Annotated in this window: 15 protein-coding genes and 1 tRNA gene; 8 read left to right on the top strand and 8 right to left on the bottom strand. The window is 62.0% G+C overall.

Annotated elements, in window-relative coordinates; translation table 11 throughout:
• Positions 1 to 13 precede the first annotated feature (13 nt).
• The gene (locus BDD21_RS22150; protein WP_120799013.1) at positions 14 to 1489 is read right to left on the bottom strand and encodes a SulP family inorganic anion transporter; all 1476 of its coding nucleotides are present in this window, start codon (positions 1487 to 1489) and stop codon (positions 14 to 16) included.
• Between the two features lie 656 nt (positions 1490 to 2145).
• Here BDD21_RS22150 and BDD21_RS22145 point away from each other — a divergent pair.
• Positions 2146 to 2222: transfer RNA gene (locus BDD21_RS22145), tRNA-Met, on the top strand.
• Between the two features lie 178 nt (positions 2223 to 2400).
• Complete coding sequence (locus BDD21_RS22140; RefSeq protein WP_120800072.1) at positions 2401 to 2538, top strand: DUF29 family protein; 138 nt, start codon at positions 2401 to 2403, stop codon at positions 2536 to 2538.
• A gap of 118 nt (positions 2539 to 2656) precedes the next feature.
• On the opposite strand, the gene BDD21_RS22135 is transcribed toward BDD21_RS22140, so the two are convergent.
• The 4 genes from BDD21_RS22135 to BDD21_RS22120 form a co-directional block, all read right to left on the bottom strand.
• Positions 2657 to 3214, bottom strand: a complete 558-nt coding sequence (locus tag BDD21_RS22135) for a chromate transporter (protein ID WP_120799012.1) — start codon at positions 3212 to 3214, stop codon at positions 2657 to 2659.
• Positions 3215 to 3218: 4 nt separating this feature from the next.
• Positions 3219 to 3830 carry a chromate transporter gene (locus tag BDD21_RS22130; protein ID WP_120799011.1) on the bottom strand — a complete coding sequence of 204 codons (612 nt, stop codon included), beginning with the start codon at positions 3828 to 3830 and terminating at the stop codon, positions 3219 to 3221.
• Entirely contained in the window at positions 3808 to 4683 is an 876-nt protein-coding gene (locus BDD21_RS22125; RefSeq protein WP_120799010.1) for a hypothetical protein, read from the bottom strand. Before BDD21_RS22125 ends, BDD21_RS22130 begins: the two co-directional genes overlap by 23 nt.
• A 71-nt stretch (positions 4684 to 4754) precedes the next feature.
• Positions 4755 to 5522: a carbonic anhydrase gene (locus BDD21_RS22120; protein ID WP_120800071.1), complete on the bottom strand. Its 768-nt coding sequence runs from the start codon at positions 5520 to 5522 to the stop codon at positions 4755 to 4757.
• A 320-nt stretch (positions 5523 to 5842) separates the two neighbouring features.
• Here BDD21_RS22120 and hcp point away from each other — a divergent pair, with 320 nt between their 5' ends.
• A complete protein-coding gene (gene hcp, locus BDD21_RS22115) occupies positions 5843 to 7135 on the top strand; it encodes a hydroxylamine reductase (protein WP_120799009.1) in 1293 nt (430 codons plus the stop codon).
• Between the two features lie 277 nt (positions 7136 to 7412).
• On the opposite strand, the gene BDD21_RS22110 is transcribed toward hcp, so the two are convergent.
• Together BDD21_RS22110 and BDD21_RS22105 are read right to left on the bottom strand one after the other, a co-directional pair.
• A complete protein-coding gene (locus BDD21_RS22110; RefSeq protein WP_120799008.1) occupies positions 7413 to 7715 on the bottom strand; it encodes a TusE/DsrC/DsvC family sulfur relay protein in 303 nt (100 codons plus the stop codon).
• 107 nt (positions 7716 to 7822) lie between these two features.
• A complete protein-coding gene (locus BDD21_RS22105) occupies positions 7823 to 8602 on the bottom strand; it encodes a DUF3050 domain-containing protein (RefSeq protein ID WP_120799007.1) in 780 nt (259 codons plus the stop codon).
• A 227-nt stretch (positions 8603 to 8829) separates the two neighbouring features.
• On the opposite strand from BDD21_RS22105, the gene BDD21_RS22100 reads away from it, so the two are divergent.
• On the top strand, positions 8830 to 9507 hold the full coding sequence (locus tag BDD21_RS22100; RefSeq protein WP_120799006.1) for a sulfite exporter TauE/SafE family protein: 678 nt from the start codon (positions 8830 to 8832) through the stop codon (positions 9505 to 9507).
• Positions 9508 to 9586: 79 nt separating this feature from the next.
• Positions 9587 to 10480 (top strand): sigma 54-interacting transcriptional regulator, encoded by an 894-nt coding sequence (locus BDD21_RS22095; protein WP_120800070.1) that lies wholly within the window; start codon positions 9587 to 9589, stop codon positions 10478 to 10480.
• 269 nt (positions 10481 to 10749) lie between these two features.
• On the opposite strand, the gene BDD21_RS22085 is transcribed toward BDD21_RS22095, so the two are convergent.
• Positions 10750 to 11496 carry a hypothetical protein gene (locus BDD21_RS22085; RefSeq protein ID WP_120799004.1) on the bottom strand — a complete coding sequence of 249 codons (747 nt, stop codon included), beginning with the start codon at positions 11494 to 11496 and terminating at the stop codon, positions 10750 to 10752.
• Positions 11497 to 11699: 203 nt separating this feature from the next.
• Here BDD21_RS22085 and BDD21_RS22080 point away from each other — a divergent pair, with 203 nt between their 5' ends.
• From BDD21_RS22080 to BDD21_RS22070, 3 genes are all read left to right on the top strand, one after another.
• Positions 11700 to 12575, top strand: coding sequence for a PHP domain-containing protein (locus BDD21_RS22080; protein WP_120799003.1), 876 nt, complete (start codon positions 11700 to 11702; stop codon positions 12573 to 12575).
• A gap of 9 nt (positions 12576 to 12584) precedes the next feature.
• Positions 12585 to 13208, top strand: a complete 624-nt coding sequence (locus tag BDD21_RS22075; RefSeq protein ID WP_120799002.1) for an L-threonylcarbamoyladenylate synthase — start codon at positions 12585 to 12587, stop codon at positions 13206 to 13208.
• A 260-nt stretch (positions 13209 to 13468) separates the two neighbouring features.
• Entirely contained in the window at positions 13469 to 14140 is a 672-nt protein-coding gene (locus BDD21_RS22070; protein ID WP_120799001.1) for a site-2 protease family protein, read from the top strand.
• Positions 14141 to 14146 lie beyond the last annotated feature (6 nt).

Genomic DNA, 14146 nt, shown 5'->3' with positions numbered 1-14146 from the left:
CTCCGGACGCGATTTAGTGCCCCATCAGTTGCTCGACGGCATCGGGTTTGTCGTGCACCGCGAAGCGGTCCACCAGGGTCGCGCTCGCCTGGTTCAGCCCGGCGATCTCGACCTCGGTGCCCTCGCGACGGAACTTGATGACCACCTTATCGAGCGCGCTGACTGCGGTGATGTCCCAGAAGTGGGCGCGGCTGACATCGATGCGGACCCTTTCGATGACTTCCTTGTAGTCGAACGAGGCGATGAAACGATCGGCCGAGGCGAAGAACACCTGGCCCGTGACCATGTAGACCCGCATCCGGCCTTCGTTCACGCAGACCGAGCCGATATGCAGCACCTGTCCGACCTTGTTGGCGAAGAAGAACCCGGACAGCAGGACGCCGACCAGCACCCCCATGGCCAGATCGTGCGTGAAGACCACGACCACCACCGTCGAGAGCATGACCACGTTGGCGGCGAGTGGATGCTCGCGCAGATTCCGAACGGAGGCCCAGTTGAAGGTGCCGATCGAGACCATGATCATGACGGCCACCAGCGCGGCCATGGGGATCATCGCCACCCACTCGCCGGCGAACACCACCATCAAGAGCAGGAAGACACCGGCGGCGAGCGTCGAAAGGCGCCCGCGCCCGCCTGATTTGATGTTGATGACGGCTTGGCCGATCATCGCGCAGCCCGCCATGCCGCCGAGGAAACCCGAACCGATGTTGGCCACGCCTTGGCCCACGCACTCGCGGTTCTTGTTGCTGGTCGAATCGGTCAGATCATCGACGATCGAGGCCGTCATCAGTGATTCCAGCAGACCCACCACGGCCAGCGTGGCGGAGATCGGGAAGATGATGGCCAGCGTCTCCCAATTGAGCGGGATGTCGGGGAAGAGGAAGACCGGCAGGGTGTCGGGAAGCTCGCCCATATCGCCGACGGTGCGAATGTCCAGATCCAACAAGATGGCTGCCCCGGTGAGCACCACGATGGTGACCAGCGGCGAGGGGATCAGCTTGGTGAGATAGGGGAAGAGATAGATGATGGCCAGACCGGCGGCGACCATCGCATAGACCTCCCAGGTCACCCCGATCAACTCGGGCAGCTGCGCCATGAAGATGAGAATGGCCAGGGCGTTGACGAAGCCGGTGATGACCGAGCGCGACACGAAGCGCATCAGGTTGCCCAAGCGCAGCGTGCCGGCGATGATCTGCAGGATGCCGGTCAGGATGGTCGCGGCCAGCAGATACTCCAGGCCGTGGTCCTTGACCAGGGTCACCATCAGGAGCGCCATCGCCGCGGTGGCACCCGAGATCATGCCCGGCCGGCCGCCGACGAAGGCGGTGATGGTCGCGATCGCGAAGGAGGCGTAGAGCCCCACCTTGGGGTCGACCCCGGCGATGATGGAGAAGGCGATCGCCTCGGGGATCAGGGCCAGAGCCACCACCAAGCCGGCAAGCAGATCGTTGCGAATGTTGGACAGCCAGTCTTTGCGAAGCGATTTCATGCCTGAGCATTTCCGGGGCTGATGCAGACCGAAAGGTCGGCGAAGTAACGAATCGCGAAGGCCGCTCGGTTACCCGGGGGTAAGGCGATCGGATGACCCAAAGGGTCGTGGGGAAGACGCAAGCATCAGGCGCGCGGCATCGCGTTGAACAACGGCGAGAGTCCGGGGACTCGGTTTGCGCGTGATACCTACATCGGCGGAGGACTCCGGCAGGGCGAGCATGGGTGTCTTGAAACGCCCAGGTATTCTACACACAAAGCTAAGCGTGCGTCAGCCTTGCGCGCAGTAAACGTGGGCGCGCCGTGCGGGGTAGGGCACAACGAAACCCGTCTTCCCGGCGTTGGCCGACTTGATCTGCGAGGCCATCCTGCAAGTCGCGGCCTGATCGGCAAGGAGCTTCAGCTAAACCGCGTCCAGAGCGAGATGCGTCATATTGACGTTGCGTTTGACTCTGGAGATATCCTCGATCTCGCGCCAGCTCCGACAGTCTTTGGAGCCGGCGCGGCCAAGCCAATGCAACACATGACGCATACGGCACCGGGCGCGGTTTAAGTGCGGAATCCGGGCTTCGTGGCGGAGGGCCGCAAGCTGCCGGATGGTGAATTTTCGGAGGTTGACGGCAGCGAGCCCGAAACGTATCATTCCGCGTCTTGTTTGGCTACGTAGCTCAGTTGGTTAGAGCATCGCACTCATAATGCGAGGGTCCCCTGTTCGAGTCAGGGCGTAGCCACCATTTCCCTCGACATTTCCCTCGGCGGCGCTCCTAAGCTTCGCGATCAATCATCCCGGTACAGCAAATCTCACGCGATCGCTCCTTCCGATGCGAGCGACAACCTGATCTCACGCCGACCGGCCTGCATCGTGCGCCGGACCCCGATTCGAAGTTGATCCATCGCGACTCGGAGGACCGCATGACGAACCTCTACGACACCGACTTTCATGCCTGGGCTTTTCAGCAGGCGGGTCTGTTGCGCGCAGGGAAACTGGCCGAGGCCGATCTTTCCCACCTCATCGAGGAGATCGAGAGCAACCGACTGAGGGTCGCTTGAAGAACGCTTGGTGACCCTAGGCTGTGCCGAGTTGTGGGAGGCACAACCAACCGACGTCGCACGTTGCGCCTCCTCTCGTCAGCACAAGCTACCGGAATCGCCATTTCCGCGCATCGCCTCAACGCAGCACATACCAGCCAATCGCCCCGCACGCCAGGATCAGGATGGCGGGGTTGATGCGCTTCCAGAACAACAGCAGAACGATCGCCAGACCGAAACCCAGGGTCACGCCGTTGAACCAGAGCGGTCGATCCAGGTTGAAGCTGGCTGTCTTACCCACGGCGTAGACGCCTGCCAGCATCAAACCGATCGTGATGGGTGCCAGGCCGCGCTGGACCGCGTCGCGCCAGGGGTTGTCGCGATAACTGTCCCAGATGTGGCTGACCACGTAGGTGAGCATGCATGCGGGGAAATAGAAGGCGAAGAGCACCAGGAAGAACCCGGCTGCACCGGCGGCATGATAGCCGATGATTCCGACCATACTCATGTTGGGGCCGGGTGCGAGCTGACCTAGGCTGTAGATGGACGCAAACTGGGTGGAGGTCACCCAGTGATGGACGGCCACCGTCTGGTGCTCCATCTCCGGGATCACGGCCGTGCCCCCGCCGACCGCCATCAGCGAGAGCATGGCGAAGACGTTCAGCAACTCGATGAGCTCTTTTAGGGTGTCGGACATGGTTTCAGGGCTCCGGGTCGGTGGAAGGCGCCGGGGTCTTCTTCTTCAAAGACTCCGGGCGATTCAGCCAGATCGCGATCGGCGCCAACAAGAACAGCGTCGCGGCGAGCGAGACATGAAAGACGCCGACCATGAGAAAGGTCGGGATGATGAACATCAGGTCTTTGGGCCTGAGAAAACTGCGCCCGCCGATCTTGAGCGTCACCTGCAGCAGCAGTCCGACGGCCGCGGCCGCGACGCCGGCCAAGGCCGCCGCGACATCCGGGTTGTTGTGGAACCGGACATAGAGAAGCCCGAGGACGATCAAGATCGCCACACCCGGCAGGATCAGTCCGAGTGCTGCCGCAGCGGCCCCCCGCGGTCCCCGCAGCTTGCGCCCGACGATGACCGCGACATTGGTGGAGTTCAGACCGGGCAGTGTCTGGCCGATCTCGAGCGCACCGAGAAACTCGTCGTCCGAGAGCCATTTCTCGCGATCGACGACCACGTCGCGCAGGTAGGCGACCAGCCCCCCGCCGAAGCTGGAGATCCCGATCAGGGCGAAGGCGGTGAAGATCTTGCCGATCGAAGGTGGCGCGGCGACCGCGCTCGGTTCATTCGCGATTGGTCGAGGCATTGTTCCCGAGTCCGTAGACGATGCCGGTTTTTGTAGTCCCAAGGGTCACCCATTCGTAGGCGTCCATTTGGAGTGTTTTATAGAACTCGATGGCCCGATCGATGCTCTCCCGTTTTAGATCCTCACGACGATCGAATTTGTATTGGAAGGCGAACTCCCCGCAGAGGGGGCGCTCATGTTGGCGATTGCGCCAGACCGCGATGGTCGTCTTCGCATTGATGCCGTGCCCGAACTGAAGCTCCCCGACATTCACCTGCACCTCCTCGACCGCGAGGTCCTTGACCAAAGAGATTCGCTCGTCGGATTTTGCCCCTGCTTGAAGCAACGCGGGGAAGGCGCGTGTGAGATCCTCGACGGCCATGTCGATCTGTTCGCGCGGCGTCGCTAGAACACAGTTATGCGAATAGATCGACCGAAAGCCGCCGAGTCCCTCGCGCAAGGGCAGCAGCTCTTGCTTAAACTTGATTCGGATATGTGCACCCGGCGTGGCCGGCCGGACGTCGACGGCAGCGGCAGTCTCGAAATCCGGGTGCCTGAACTTGACCGTGAGCTCGGGTAGACCGTCCGGCCAACCGTTTTTGTAGAAGCTCCGCAGCCGGACGATGAAATGGTTGTTGTAGAGATCGCACCCCGGCGTATCGAAGAAAAGCACCTCGCGCACATGATTGTCGAATGCGCCATCGGCCTCCTTGACTTTTACGCCGCACTTCTTGGCCGAATGACGCACGATCGACCAAAAGTCCTTGAAGGCTTTTGCAGTGATGAAATGATGGGCCTGCAGGATGATCTTGCACTCGTAATAGTGCACGTCCGAGTAGGGGGTATTGAGCACTTCAACGGCGTTGTCGTTCATCGTGATACCCGGCTGATTAAGGGGTGCGGTCCGTCTCGGTCTCCGAGACGCCTGGTCAGAGGACTGGCGACTTACTCGAACACCACCCGCGCGTTCAGCGGCTGGATCGGTCGATTGTTCGGGTGTCCCATCGCCCGTGCGAATTTCACGAGCTGTCCGTGCGAGGCGCTCACCGGATGCTTCATCACCAGCCAGGTCACGCCCTCGGTGCACGGAGGCGTCGTCAGCGAGCCTTCGAAACGGTAGTAGGCGCGATCGGCGGGCAGCAGCGCTTCGGCCGATGCCTTCGTTCCAAGATGCGCGGTGCGGCCCTGCAGCCGCGGCATCGCCGCCCACGGGGTGGACAGGGCGAGGTTCTCCGGACCTTCCTCGAACATCACCGCGATGACCGCGAGATGGCCCTCGGTGTCGGCATGCACCAGATGTGCCTCCATCGGGAATGTCTTGCCGTCGACATGGTTCTCGCTGGGCGTGTGGAAGTGGAACTGCTTGAGGCTGTAATCGCGGCCGTCCAGCGTGATGGTGCTGCCGGCGTCGTAGTCGACCTGAATGGTGTGACCGTTATGCACCTCGTCATGGCCGCCCGGCCTGTAGTGGAAGCCGATACGCGGCAGATCGGCGTCGATCCGGCTTGCGATGTCGATCGGTGTTTGAGCTTGGCCGGACCTGCAGGCGATAAAATGCGGGTCGATTTCGCCCCAGTGTTCCGGACCCCGGGCGCCGGAGTAGTCCCAGTGTGTTCCTTCGTCTGCTTCGGCCAACCCGGCTCCGATGAGCCCGGTGCCGATCGGCACGGTGCCGAGAATCAAGGTTAAGGTCGCGATCGCCCTGCGCTTCATCGTCTGTCTCGTCATGCAAAGGGTAAATCGGGCTCCGGCCAGGTTGCTGATGGCCGGCTTGGATGGCGTCGGGTTCATTCGGCTCGACGATGCTGCAAAGCATAACGGTCTTTCCGCTCGAAAAGCGATGCTCGGCTGAGGCTTGGAGCGGGGAACAGCCGGACTTGCGGCCTCTGGACTCCGCTCGCCTTGATCTAAGTCAAGGATACAGCGGTGCGCCCTCGCCAGACTGAGCGCCCCTCATCGACCCCAACGATCAACAGAACCGATCCGCGGGAGCGACAAGGGCACCTTGATCCCGATTCGATTCAGAGGCACCCATGCACTGCAACCAATGCGAACAGACCTACCGTAAGACCGGCTGCGTCACCTCCCCCGGGATGTGCGGCAAGGACGCCGATGTCCAGTCCCTTCAAGAGATGTTGCTCTACGGTCTGAAAGGGATGGCCGCTTATGCGCATCACGCGCGGCGTTTGGGCAAGTCCGACGAGACGGTGTCGGCCTTCATCGAGGAGGCGCTCTTTGCGACCATGACCAACGTCAACTTCGACGTGAAGAGTCTGCTTGAATACTGTCTGGAATGCGGACGGATGAATCTGCGCGTGATGCAGATGCTCGACGAAGGTCATGTCGAGGCCTTCGGCAAGCCAGCACCCTTCAAGGTGAAGGAGGGGACGCAAGCGGGCCGGGGCATCCTGGTGACCGGTCATGATCTGGCTGACCTGCGGGATCTGCTCGTGCAGCTCGAAGGGACCGACATCAAGGTCTATACGCACGGCGAGATGCTGCCCGCGCACATGTATCCCTTCTTTCAGAACCATCCGAACCTGGCCGGGCATTACGGCGGTGCTTGGCAAAACCAGAAGCGCGAGTTTGCGGCCTTCCCGGGTCCGGTGGTGGCGACGACCAACTGCGTCCTGATCCCGCCTCAGAGCTACAAGGGTCGGCTCTTCACGACCCGCGGGACAGCGGTTCCCGATGGTCAGCGGGTGCTCGACGGGGATTATTCCGAGGTGATCGGCGAGGCCATGCGTTGCGAGCCCTGCGAGGAGCTGCTGACGGGCGAGTCGACCGTCGGTTTTCATCGCACGGTACTCTTGGATCACGCACAAACGATCGTCGATGCGGTGAAGGCGGGGCAGATCAGCCGCTTCTTCGTGATCGGCGGATGCGACGGGGCGGATCCGGGCCGCAACTATTTCAGCGACTATGCGCAGGGCACGCCGGATGATTCGTTCATTCTGACCTTGGGTTGCGGCAAGTACCGAATCCGCGATCACGAGTACGGCGAGCACCTGGGCTTCCCGCGCCTCATGGACATGGGGCAGTGCAACGACGCCTACGGCGCCATCGCGGTCGCATCCGCCTTGGCCGAGGCATTCGAGTGCAGCGTCAACGAGCTGCCTCTGACCCTGGTTATCAGTTGGTTCGAGCAGAAGGCGGTTGCTGTTCTGTTGACCTTGCTGAGCCTCGGGGTCAAGGGGATTACCCTGGGCCCGAACGCACCGGCCTTCGTCTCGCCGAACGTCTTTGCGATCCTGCAGGAGCGATTCGATCTGCGTTTGAGCGGAAATGATGCCGAAGGGGATCTGCGGCTTGCCATGACGGCTTAAACCGCGCCCGGTGCGATATGCGTCGTTTGTTGGATGAGCTTGACCGCGCCGGCTCCGATGACCGTCGGAGTCGGGGCGGTTTAAGGTATTGAAAAATATTAAATTTTAAACCGCGTCGCACCGAGATCGAGGATATCTCCAACGCCAAACGCAAAGTGAAAATGACGCATATTGCTCTGGACGCGGTTTAGGTGATTTCCGGGAAAAGGTCTAACGGAAGCGCCGCAACCAGGAAAAGTGGTCGAACGCTCTTCTCCTTGTCGTTGAAATATGCGCTTTAAACGCACCCGGTCGGCTTCGGCAACCCACCCCACTTGCAGATCAGCTTCATCGGCCCTTTCCTGAAGATGTCGTAGAGGTCTTTGGTCGAGACCTTTTGCTTCTTGGCGAAGATGCGGATCGGCGGGACGACGCCGTCGGACTCGTACATGGCTCGTGCCTCGCGGATGAAGTTCATGACCTGATCGGTCATCTCGAAGTCGTCCGCCTTGGCTAGCTCGACGGCGACCTCTTCGCTCCAGTCGTCGCGGTTGAGGAGAAAACCTTCATTGTCCAAGGGAACGCTCAGTGCTTCGGTCATGGGTACAACTCCGAGAGGCTGTGTGGTCAGGATTGAGAACTCCAATAGAGTGTGGTGGCGACACCGATCGATACAAGACGTTCGTTACCCGTCTGTCCATCCGCTCATCATCCCCCGCGGCCGCTCTGGATCGCCTCCAGCACGCCGTCCCAGAACCTGATACGGGCGCAGATTGCCTCTTCAGCGGCGGTCTCGGCCTCGTCGAGCCGTTGCGGGTCGTCGCCGCACAGCTGCTCGAGGAGTTTCATCGACAGGGGACCGTGGAAGTCTTCGTCGAGGTGGATATGCCGGTTCAGGTAGTGATGGAAGACGGGTGCCTGCGTCTCGGTAATCCGCATCTGCTCGAGGAACTGCCGAAACATGCCGGGGATCAGTTTCTCGCGTCCGAGGGCCAGGGCGGCCGCGACCAGATGCGGCTTGTCCTCGCGGATAAAGCAGAAGGTGGTCTCGGAGAAATAGCGCGACGGCAGCGGGACCATCGATGCGTAGAGTGCCTTGTCGACACCCTGCTCGGCGACCAGATCGAGGAAACGTCTCGGCATCTCGCCGTCGGCGCCGACCTCGGTCATGGCGCGACAGTACAGCTCGAAATGGCTTGCGTACTCCACGCCGCCGCCCGGAAGCGGCAGGCTGTCGGATTCTTCTTCGAGGACCAGTTGGTTGATGAAATAGCGCACACCGGCATCACCATGCGGCATCCAAGGTACCGCGACGGGAGCGACCCGGGCCTGGAGGTACTTGATCAAGGACATGAAGTCCCAGACCGAGAAGATATGGTGACTCATGAAGACCTGGAGGTCTTCGATGCGCTCGATGGCGCCGTAGATCGGATGTGCGTTGAGCTGTTCCTGCAGGGGCCGGATGTGGTCCAGGTTCAGTGATGCCATGAGTCCCGTCCTCGTTATTTCAGTATTTCAGTCGACACTGAATCGACAATATAAGGCGTTCGGGCGCTAAATCTCCAGTACGAGACGATGGGTGCCTGATCGATGTCATCGCGGGCGCTGAATCTTCCGATTAGCCTGGTCTCGGGCCGGGGAGCGATCCCGGCGAGAGGTGTCGCGATGGAGTCGGGCAGGATGACGGGCGATCGGGTCGGACGGTTTTCCGCGGGATGACGGGCTCCGCTTACGCGCTCGCGTTCGTTGTCGGGCTGCTCAGTGCCCTGCACTGTATCGGCATGTGCGGGGGGATCAGCGGTGCCTTGAGCTACTCGCTGCCGCCCGAGACGCGCAACGATCGCAAACGGCTCGGTCTGTTCGTGCTGGCCTTCAACGTGGGCCGCATCGCCAGCTATGCCGTGGCCGGGGCCGTTTCGGGTGCATTCGGGGCGATGCTGCTCGGCTCGGGTGGCTCACCTTGGCTCTTCGAAGGCGTGCGTTGGCTGGCCGCCGGCATCATGATCGGCATCGGACTCTATATCGGGGGTTGGTTTCCCCGGTTCGCGACAATCGAGCGCCTGGGCATACCCCTGTGGCGCCGGCTCGAGCCGCTCGGGCGACGCCTGTTGCCGGTGACCACGCTGCCGCGCTCGGTCTTGTTCGGCATGGTCTGGGGGTGGTTGCCTTGCGGGCTGGTCTACAGCATGCTTCTGAGCACGCCCGCGCAAGGCGGCGTTCTGGCCGGGGCGCTCTACATGGCCCTGTTCGGTGCGGGGACCTTGCCGATATTGGTCCTGGGGGGGCTCTTTGCCGGACAGCTCTTTCGGCTCGGGCAGGACCGACGCTTTCAGGCCATGGCCGGTCTCGGCGTGATCCTGCTTGGGCTCTTGACCTTCATCGTCAACGGATAGCGCCGGACATGCCAGAGAGGGCGTCGCGAGCGCAGTCGAACCTACACGAGCACAATGCAAACGATTTCGGATGGGTGTCATGACGACTCTGATTGGCCGGTCTCCCGCCTTTAATCGACTCCGCAATGCCCTGTCGATGGTTGCCGCGACGGACGTGGGTGTCTTGCTGCTGGGTGAACCCGGCACCGGAAAAGAGACCCTGGCGCGCGAGATCCATGCGTGCAGCGCCCGTCGGGATGGCCGGTTCGGCGTGCTCGCCTGCACCGGGGCACCGCCCGACGCGCTCGACCGCTGCGTGTCGACGCTCGTGCAGGAGGGTCCCGCAACCCTCTATCTTGACGAGGTCGGTGAGCTGAATGCGGCGGATCAGGCGCGACTCCTTCACCAGATCCTCGTGCAGGATTCCGCCAGCGACGGCACGTGCTCCGGCTCCGGTCTGAGGATCATCGCGGCATCGGCCTTGGACCTCGATCGGCAGGTCCAGCAAGGGGCGTTTCGGCGCGATCTGTATCTGCGACTCTGTGTCGTTCCGCTGGAGGTGCCGCCCTTGCGTGAACGCGCACTCGATATCCCGGCGCTGACGGAGCATTTCATCGCGACGGCGACGGCGCGACACGGGCTCGATCCGCCGTGGCTGACGCCCGGTGCGCAGCGCCTGCTGCGCCGTTACACCTGGCCGGGCAATCTGCGCGAGCTTGCCAATCTGTGCGAGCGTCTCGTGATTCTCCTGCCCGGTACGGCGGTGGGACCCGAGAACCTACCGGGGGAGCTGGTACGGGGGGCGCCTCTGTCGGAGAACGACATCGCCTTCTCGCTCCCGCCGCACGGGATCGATCTCAACGACCTGGAGGCGGAGCTGATCCGCCAAGCCCTCTCGCTGGCCGGCGGAAACAAGAGTCGGGCCGCGCGTCTGCTCGGGTTGACTCGGGATACGTTGTTGTATCGCCTTCAAAAACACCTCATCACCAGCTAAACCGCGCCCCGGAGTTGTCCGGCGATGTTGCCATGTGGCGATAGGTCGGAGGGGTTCCCGACAGTCGGCACTGGACGCGGTTTAGGAAATAGGAAATAGGAAATAGGAAATAGGAAATAGGAAATAGGAAATAGGAAATAGGAAATAGGAAATAGGAAAGTAGGAAATAGATATTTTCTGAACCGCGTCTCCACCGGCGGCGCTGGAATGCGTTACGCCGGGAGTTTGCTCGAAAGGATGCATGGACCGCCGACGCGGTTCAGTCGGGTTCAGTGTAGGCGCTGACCACTGCACCATGTGTCGAAGTAACGCTGCATCACCTCGCGGACCTGCGCGGGGTAGTGCAGCGACTCCATTTCTCCCATGCCCTCGCGGAAAAAGTGGGGGGCATGATCGGGCAGTTGCTCGCCGATCGCGTCGAACGCCTCGATCATTAGGGCAGGCTGGTGGCTGCGCGTGGCGACGATTCCGCGATTGATCAGGAGCAACAGCCAAGGATCGGTCGGGTCGGTCGGGTCCATCCCTTGGATGCGGTCCGCGCCGATGCCCTCCGCGATCTCGCGCATCAGGCCGTAGAGCTCGGCGAGCTCTTCGGGTCGTTCCAAGCGATTTGCGAGCGTTGACAGGGCATTGACGACGTCTTCCGGGTGCTGCAGCTCGCCGCCGCGTCGCAACATCCAACAGGCGAAAGGAACCGCGAGAACCTCGACGGATTGCGCCTGCGATTCGAGATTCAGGCGACGCGCGAGATCGCCGAGTTGACGCAGGAGGCCGAGGCCATGCTCGAGCAGGGCGTCGGGTACCACGCCGGTGGCTGAGCGCAGCACCTGTACCGACTCTCCTCGCGCCTCGGCCTCACCGGTCCGCACGGTGTCGAGCAGTTGCGCGAGTCCGCTCAACAACACCTGTGGTGTGGGTTCGACGGCTTGCTCCGAGTCGTCGAAGGCGCGCTGGATCTCGTCGCCGAGTCGGGTGAGTTCGTCCGCGATATCGATGAGGTCGACCTTCGGGAGCATGGGCTGATCATCCTGGCAACAATAAAGAAACTGAGGTCGGATCGACCGATCCGGCCTGCATCCCGGAGCGCTGCGGCATCGGCCGTTGCAAGGAGACTCCGACCCCCATACCTGGAAATATAGCAAGCGTGACCATCCCCGTCTCGCATCCGGCCTCTCGCCGGCCCGAGGCACGCATCCGAGGGATCAGTTAGACTAGAACAATGACCAAAAGCCCCGATCTTCACAGCCATTCAACAGCCTCCGACGGCACCTTGACCCCCGATGCCTTGATGCAGCGCGCGTTCGCGTCAGGTGTGCGGGTCATTGCTCTCACCGATCACGATACCACCGAGGGTCTGGCCGAGGCACGAGCAACGGCCGACGTGCTCGGTCTGCGGCTCATCCCCGGGGTGGAGATCTCGGTGACCTGGGGCGGTCGCACCGTTCATATCGTGGGTCTCAATGTCGATCCCGAGAATCTCGCGCTTCAGACCGGACTGAGCCGTCTGCTCGCCTATCGTGGCTGGCGTGCCGAGGAGATCGGGCGCCGTCTGGCCAAAAAGGGTATCGAGGGCGCTTACGAGGGCGCGAAGGCCTTCTCGAACGGTCGTCTTATCGGACGCACCCATTTCGCCCGCTTCCTGGTCGCGAAGAGCCATGCGCTTGACCTGCGGGATGTCTTCAACCGCTATCTGGTCAACGGCAAGCCCGGCCATGTGAGCGGCGAATGGGCGACACTCGAGGAGGCAACCGGTTGGATCACGGGCGCGGGCGGTCAAGCCGTCATCGCACATCCGGCGCGCTACAAGCTCACGCGCACCCGTCTGCTGAAGCTGCTCGGCGAGTTCCGCGAGTGCGGCGGAGTGGGCCTGGAGGTGGTTTCCGGGAGCCACAGCCGGGACGAGGTCTTCAACTTTGGTTGCCTTGCACGCGACCAGCGCATGCTCGCTTCCGCTGGTTCCGACTACCACGGACCTGAAAATCCTTGGATCGATCTGGGGCGTTTGCCCGCCCTGCCGCCCGCCTGTACGCCGATCTGGCACGACTGGCCCGAGCTTGACGAGGAACCGAGTCCCCGTCGAGCCGCTGTCGGTTGATCTCGAGCCATGGCGCAGTTTTTTCAGATCCATCCAGCGAATCCGCAGACGCGTCTGATTCGCCGCACGGTCGAGATCCTGTTGGAGGGCGGCGTCATCCTTTATCCAACGGACTCCTCCTACGCGCTCGGCTGTCAGATCGGCGAGAAGTCTGCGATGGAGCGGATCCGCCGGATTCGCAAGCTCGACGACAAGCACAACTTCACCCTGGTCTGTCGCGATCTGTCCGAGATCACGACTTATGCGAAGATCGACAACCAGGCGTTTCGGTTGCTCAAGAGCCTGACGCCCGGCCCTTACACCTTTATCCACGAAGCGACCAAGCAGGTCCCGCGGCGGCTGCTTCATCCCAAGCGCAAGGCGATCGGCATCCGGGTGCCGGACAACGAGATCTGTCGTGCACTGCTCGGCGAGCTTGACCAACCGATTCTCAGCACCACGCTGATCTTGCCGGGCGACGATCGACCCCTGACCGATCCCGAGGAGATGCGGGAACTGCTCGACAAGCAGGTCGATCTCATCATCGACGGCGGGTTTTGCGGTTTGGAGCCCACCACCGTCGTGGACATGACGGCGGAACCGCCGAGCCTCATGCGGCGCGGCAAGGGCGATGCGAGCATGTTCGAGGAATGACCCCAGTTAAACCGCGTCTAGAGCGAAATGCGTCATTTTCACGTTGTGTTCAGCGTCGGGGGGTTCCTCGATCTTGGCGAGACGCGGTTCAAAATTTAAATTTTTCAATCCTTTTCACCGCGCCAGCTCCGACAGTCGTCGGAGCTGGCGCGGCCAAGCCATTCCAACGAATGACGCATACCGCACCGGGCGCGGTCTAGCGGTGCGCGGGGCGTGCAATGCGGCGAAGAACCGGCGCGCGCTCGGTATATAATGCCGCGATGGAAGCCCTAAACCCTTACCAACTGCTCGCCGTCCTCGTCATCCCGGTGCTGTTCGCGATTACGGTCCACGAGGCCGCGCACGGCTGGGTGGCGAGTCGGCTCGGTGATCGGACCGCGCTAATGCTCGGTCGCGTGACCTTCAACCCGATCAAGCATATCGACCCGATCGGAACCATCGTTGTCCCGCTCGCCACCTTCTTCCTGGTCGGGTTTCTCTTCGGCTGGGCGAAACCCGTCCCGGTCAACTGGCGCAACCTGCACCATCCGCGCCGCGACATGGCCTTGGTGGCGGTCGCAGGTCCGGGTGCAAACCTGCTGATGGCGCTCTTTTGGGGGGGCATGATCAAGCTGGGTGTGCTGCTGTTGCCTGCCAACCAATGGATCGCCCTTCCTCTGATCTACATGGGCGCCGCCGGGATCCTGATCAACGTCTTCCTGATGGTCCTGAATCTGATCCCTCTGCTGCCGCTCGACGGCGGGCGCGTGCTCAACGCCGTGCTGCCGCCGAAGGTGGCCCTGCAGTTCTCGCGACTGGAACCCTTCGGGTTGATCATCCTGCTGGCGTTGCTGATCACCGGGCTCCTGGGTGCCGTCCTGCTTCCGATCGTGATCGGCACCGTGGGCCTGCTCCCCGGCTCGGCGATCGTAAGAGAGCTCTTCTTCGTCTGATTACGA

The organism is Thiocapsa rosea, from assembly GCF_003634315.1.
Classification (GTDB): Bacteria; Pseudomonadota; Gammaproteobacteria; order Chromatiales; family Chromatiaceae; genus Thiocapsa; species Thiocapsa rosea.
The sequence above is the reverse complement of the archived record's forward strand: the minus strand, read 5'-3'. Positions and strand labels throughout refer to the sequence as shown.

What these genes read in the sequence shown, in the direction of transcription:
- BDD21_RS22150 (WP_120799013.1), bottom strand. Translation starts at nt 1,489, where the DNA reads ATGAAATCGCTTCGCAAAGACTGGCTGTCCAACATTCGCAACGATCTG.
- BDD21_RS22140 (WP_120800072.1), top strand. Translation starts at nt 2,401, where the DNA reads ATGACGAACCTCTACGACACCGACTTTCATGCCTGGGCTTTTCAGCAG.
- BDD21_RS22135 (WP_120799012.1), bottom strand. Translation starts at nt 3,214, where the DNA reads ATGTCCGACACCCTAAAAGAGCTCATCGAGTTGCTGAACGTCTTCGCC.
- BDD21_RS22130 (WP_120799011.1), bottom strand. Translation starts at nt 3,830, where the DNA reads ATGCCTCGACCAATCGCGAATGAACCGAGCGCGGTCGCCGCGCCACCT.
- BDD21_RS22125 (WP_120799010.1), bottom strand. Translation starts at nt 4,683, where the DNA reads ATGAACGACAACGCCGTTGAAGTGCTCAATACCCCCTACTCGGACGTG.
- BDD21_RS22120 (WP_120800071.1), bottom strand. Translation starts at nt 5,522, where the DNA reads ATGAAGCGCAGGGCGATCGCGACCTTAACCTTGATTCTCGGCACCGTG.
- hcp (WP_120799009.1), top strand. Translation starts at nt 5,843, where the DNA reads ATGCACTGCAACCAATGCGAACAGACCTACCGTAAGACCGGCTGCGTC.
- BDD21_RS22110 (WP_120799008.1), bottom strand. Translation starts at nt 7,715, where the DNA reads ATGACCGAAGCACTGAGCGTTCCCTTGGACAATGAAGGTTTTCTCCTC.
- BDD21_RS22105 (WP_120799007.1), bottom strand. Translation starts at nt 8,602, where the DNA reads ATGGCATCACTGAACCTGGACCACATCCGGCCCCTGCAGGAACAGCTC.
- BDD21_RS22100 (WP_120799006.1), top strand. Translation starts at nt 8,830, where the DNA reads ATGACGGGCTCCGCTTACGCGCTCGCGTTCGTTGTCGGGCTGCTCAGT.
- BDD21_RS22095 (WP_120800070.1), top strand. Translation starts at nt 9,587, where the DNA reads ATGACGACTCTGATTGGCCGGTCTCCCGCCTTTAATCGACTCCGCAAT.
- BDD21_RS22085 (WP_120799004.1), bottom strand. Translation starts at nt 11,496, where the DNA reads ATGCTCCCGAAGGTCGACCTCATCGATATCGCGGACGAACTCACCCGA.
- BDD21_RS22080 (WP_120799003.1), top strand. Translation starts at nt 11,700, where the DNA reads ATGACCAAAAGCCCCGATCTTCACAGCCATTCAACAGCCTCCGACGGC.
- BDD21_RS22075 (WP_120799002.1), top strand. Translation starts at nt 12,585, where the DNA reads ATGGCGCAGTTTTTTCAGATCCATCCAGCGAATCCGCAGACGCGTCTG.
- BDD21_RS22070 (WP_120799001.1), top strand. Translation starts at nt 13,469, where the DNA reads ATGGAAGCCCTAAACCCTTACCAACTGCTCGCCGTCCTCGTCATCCCG.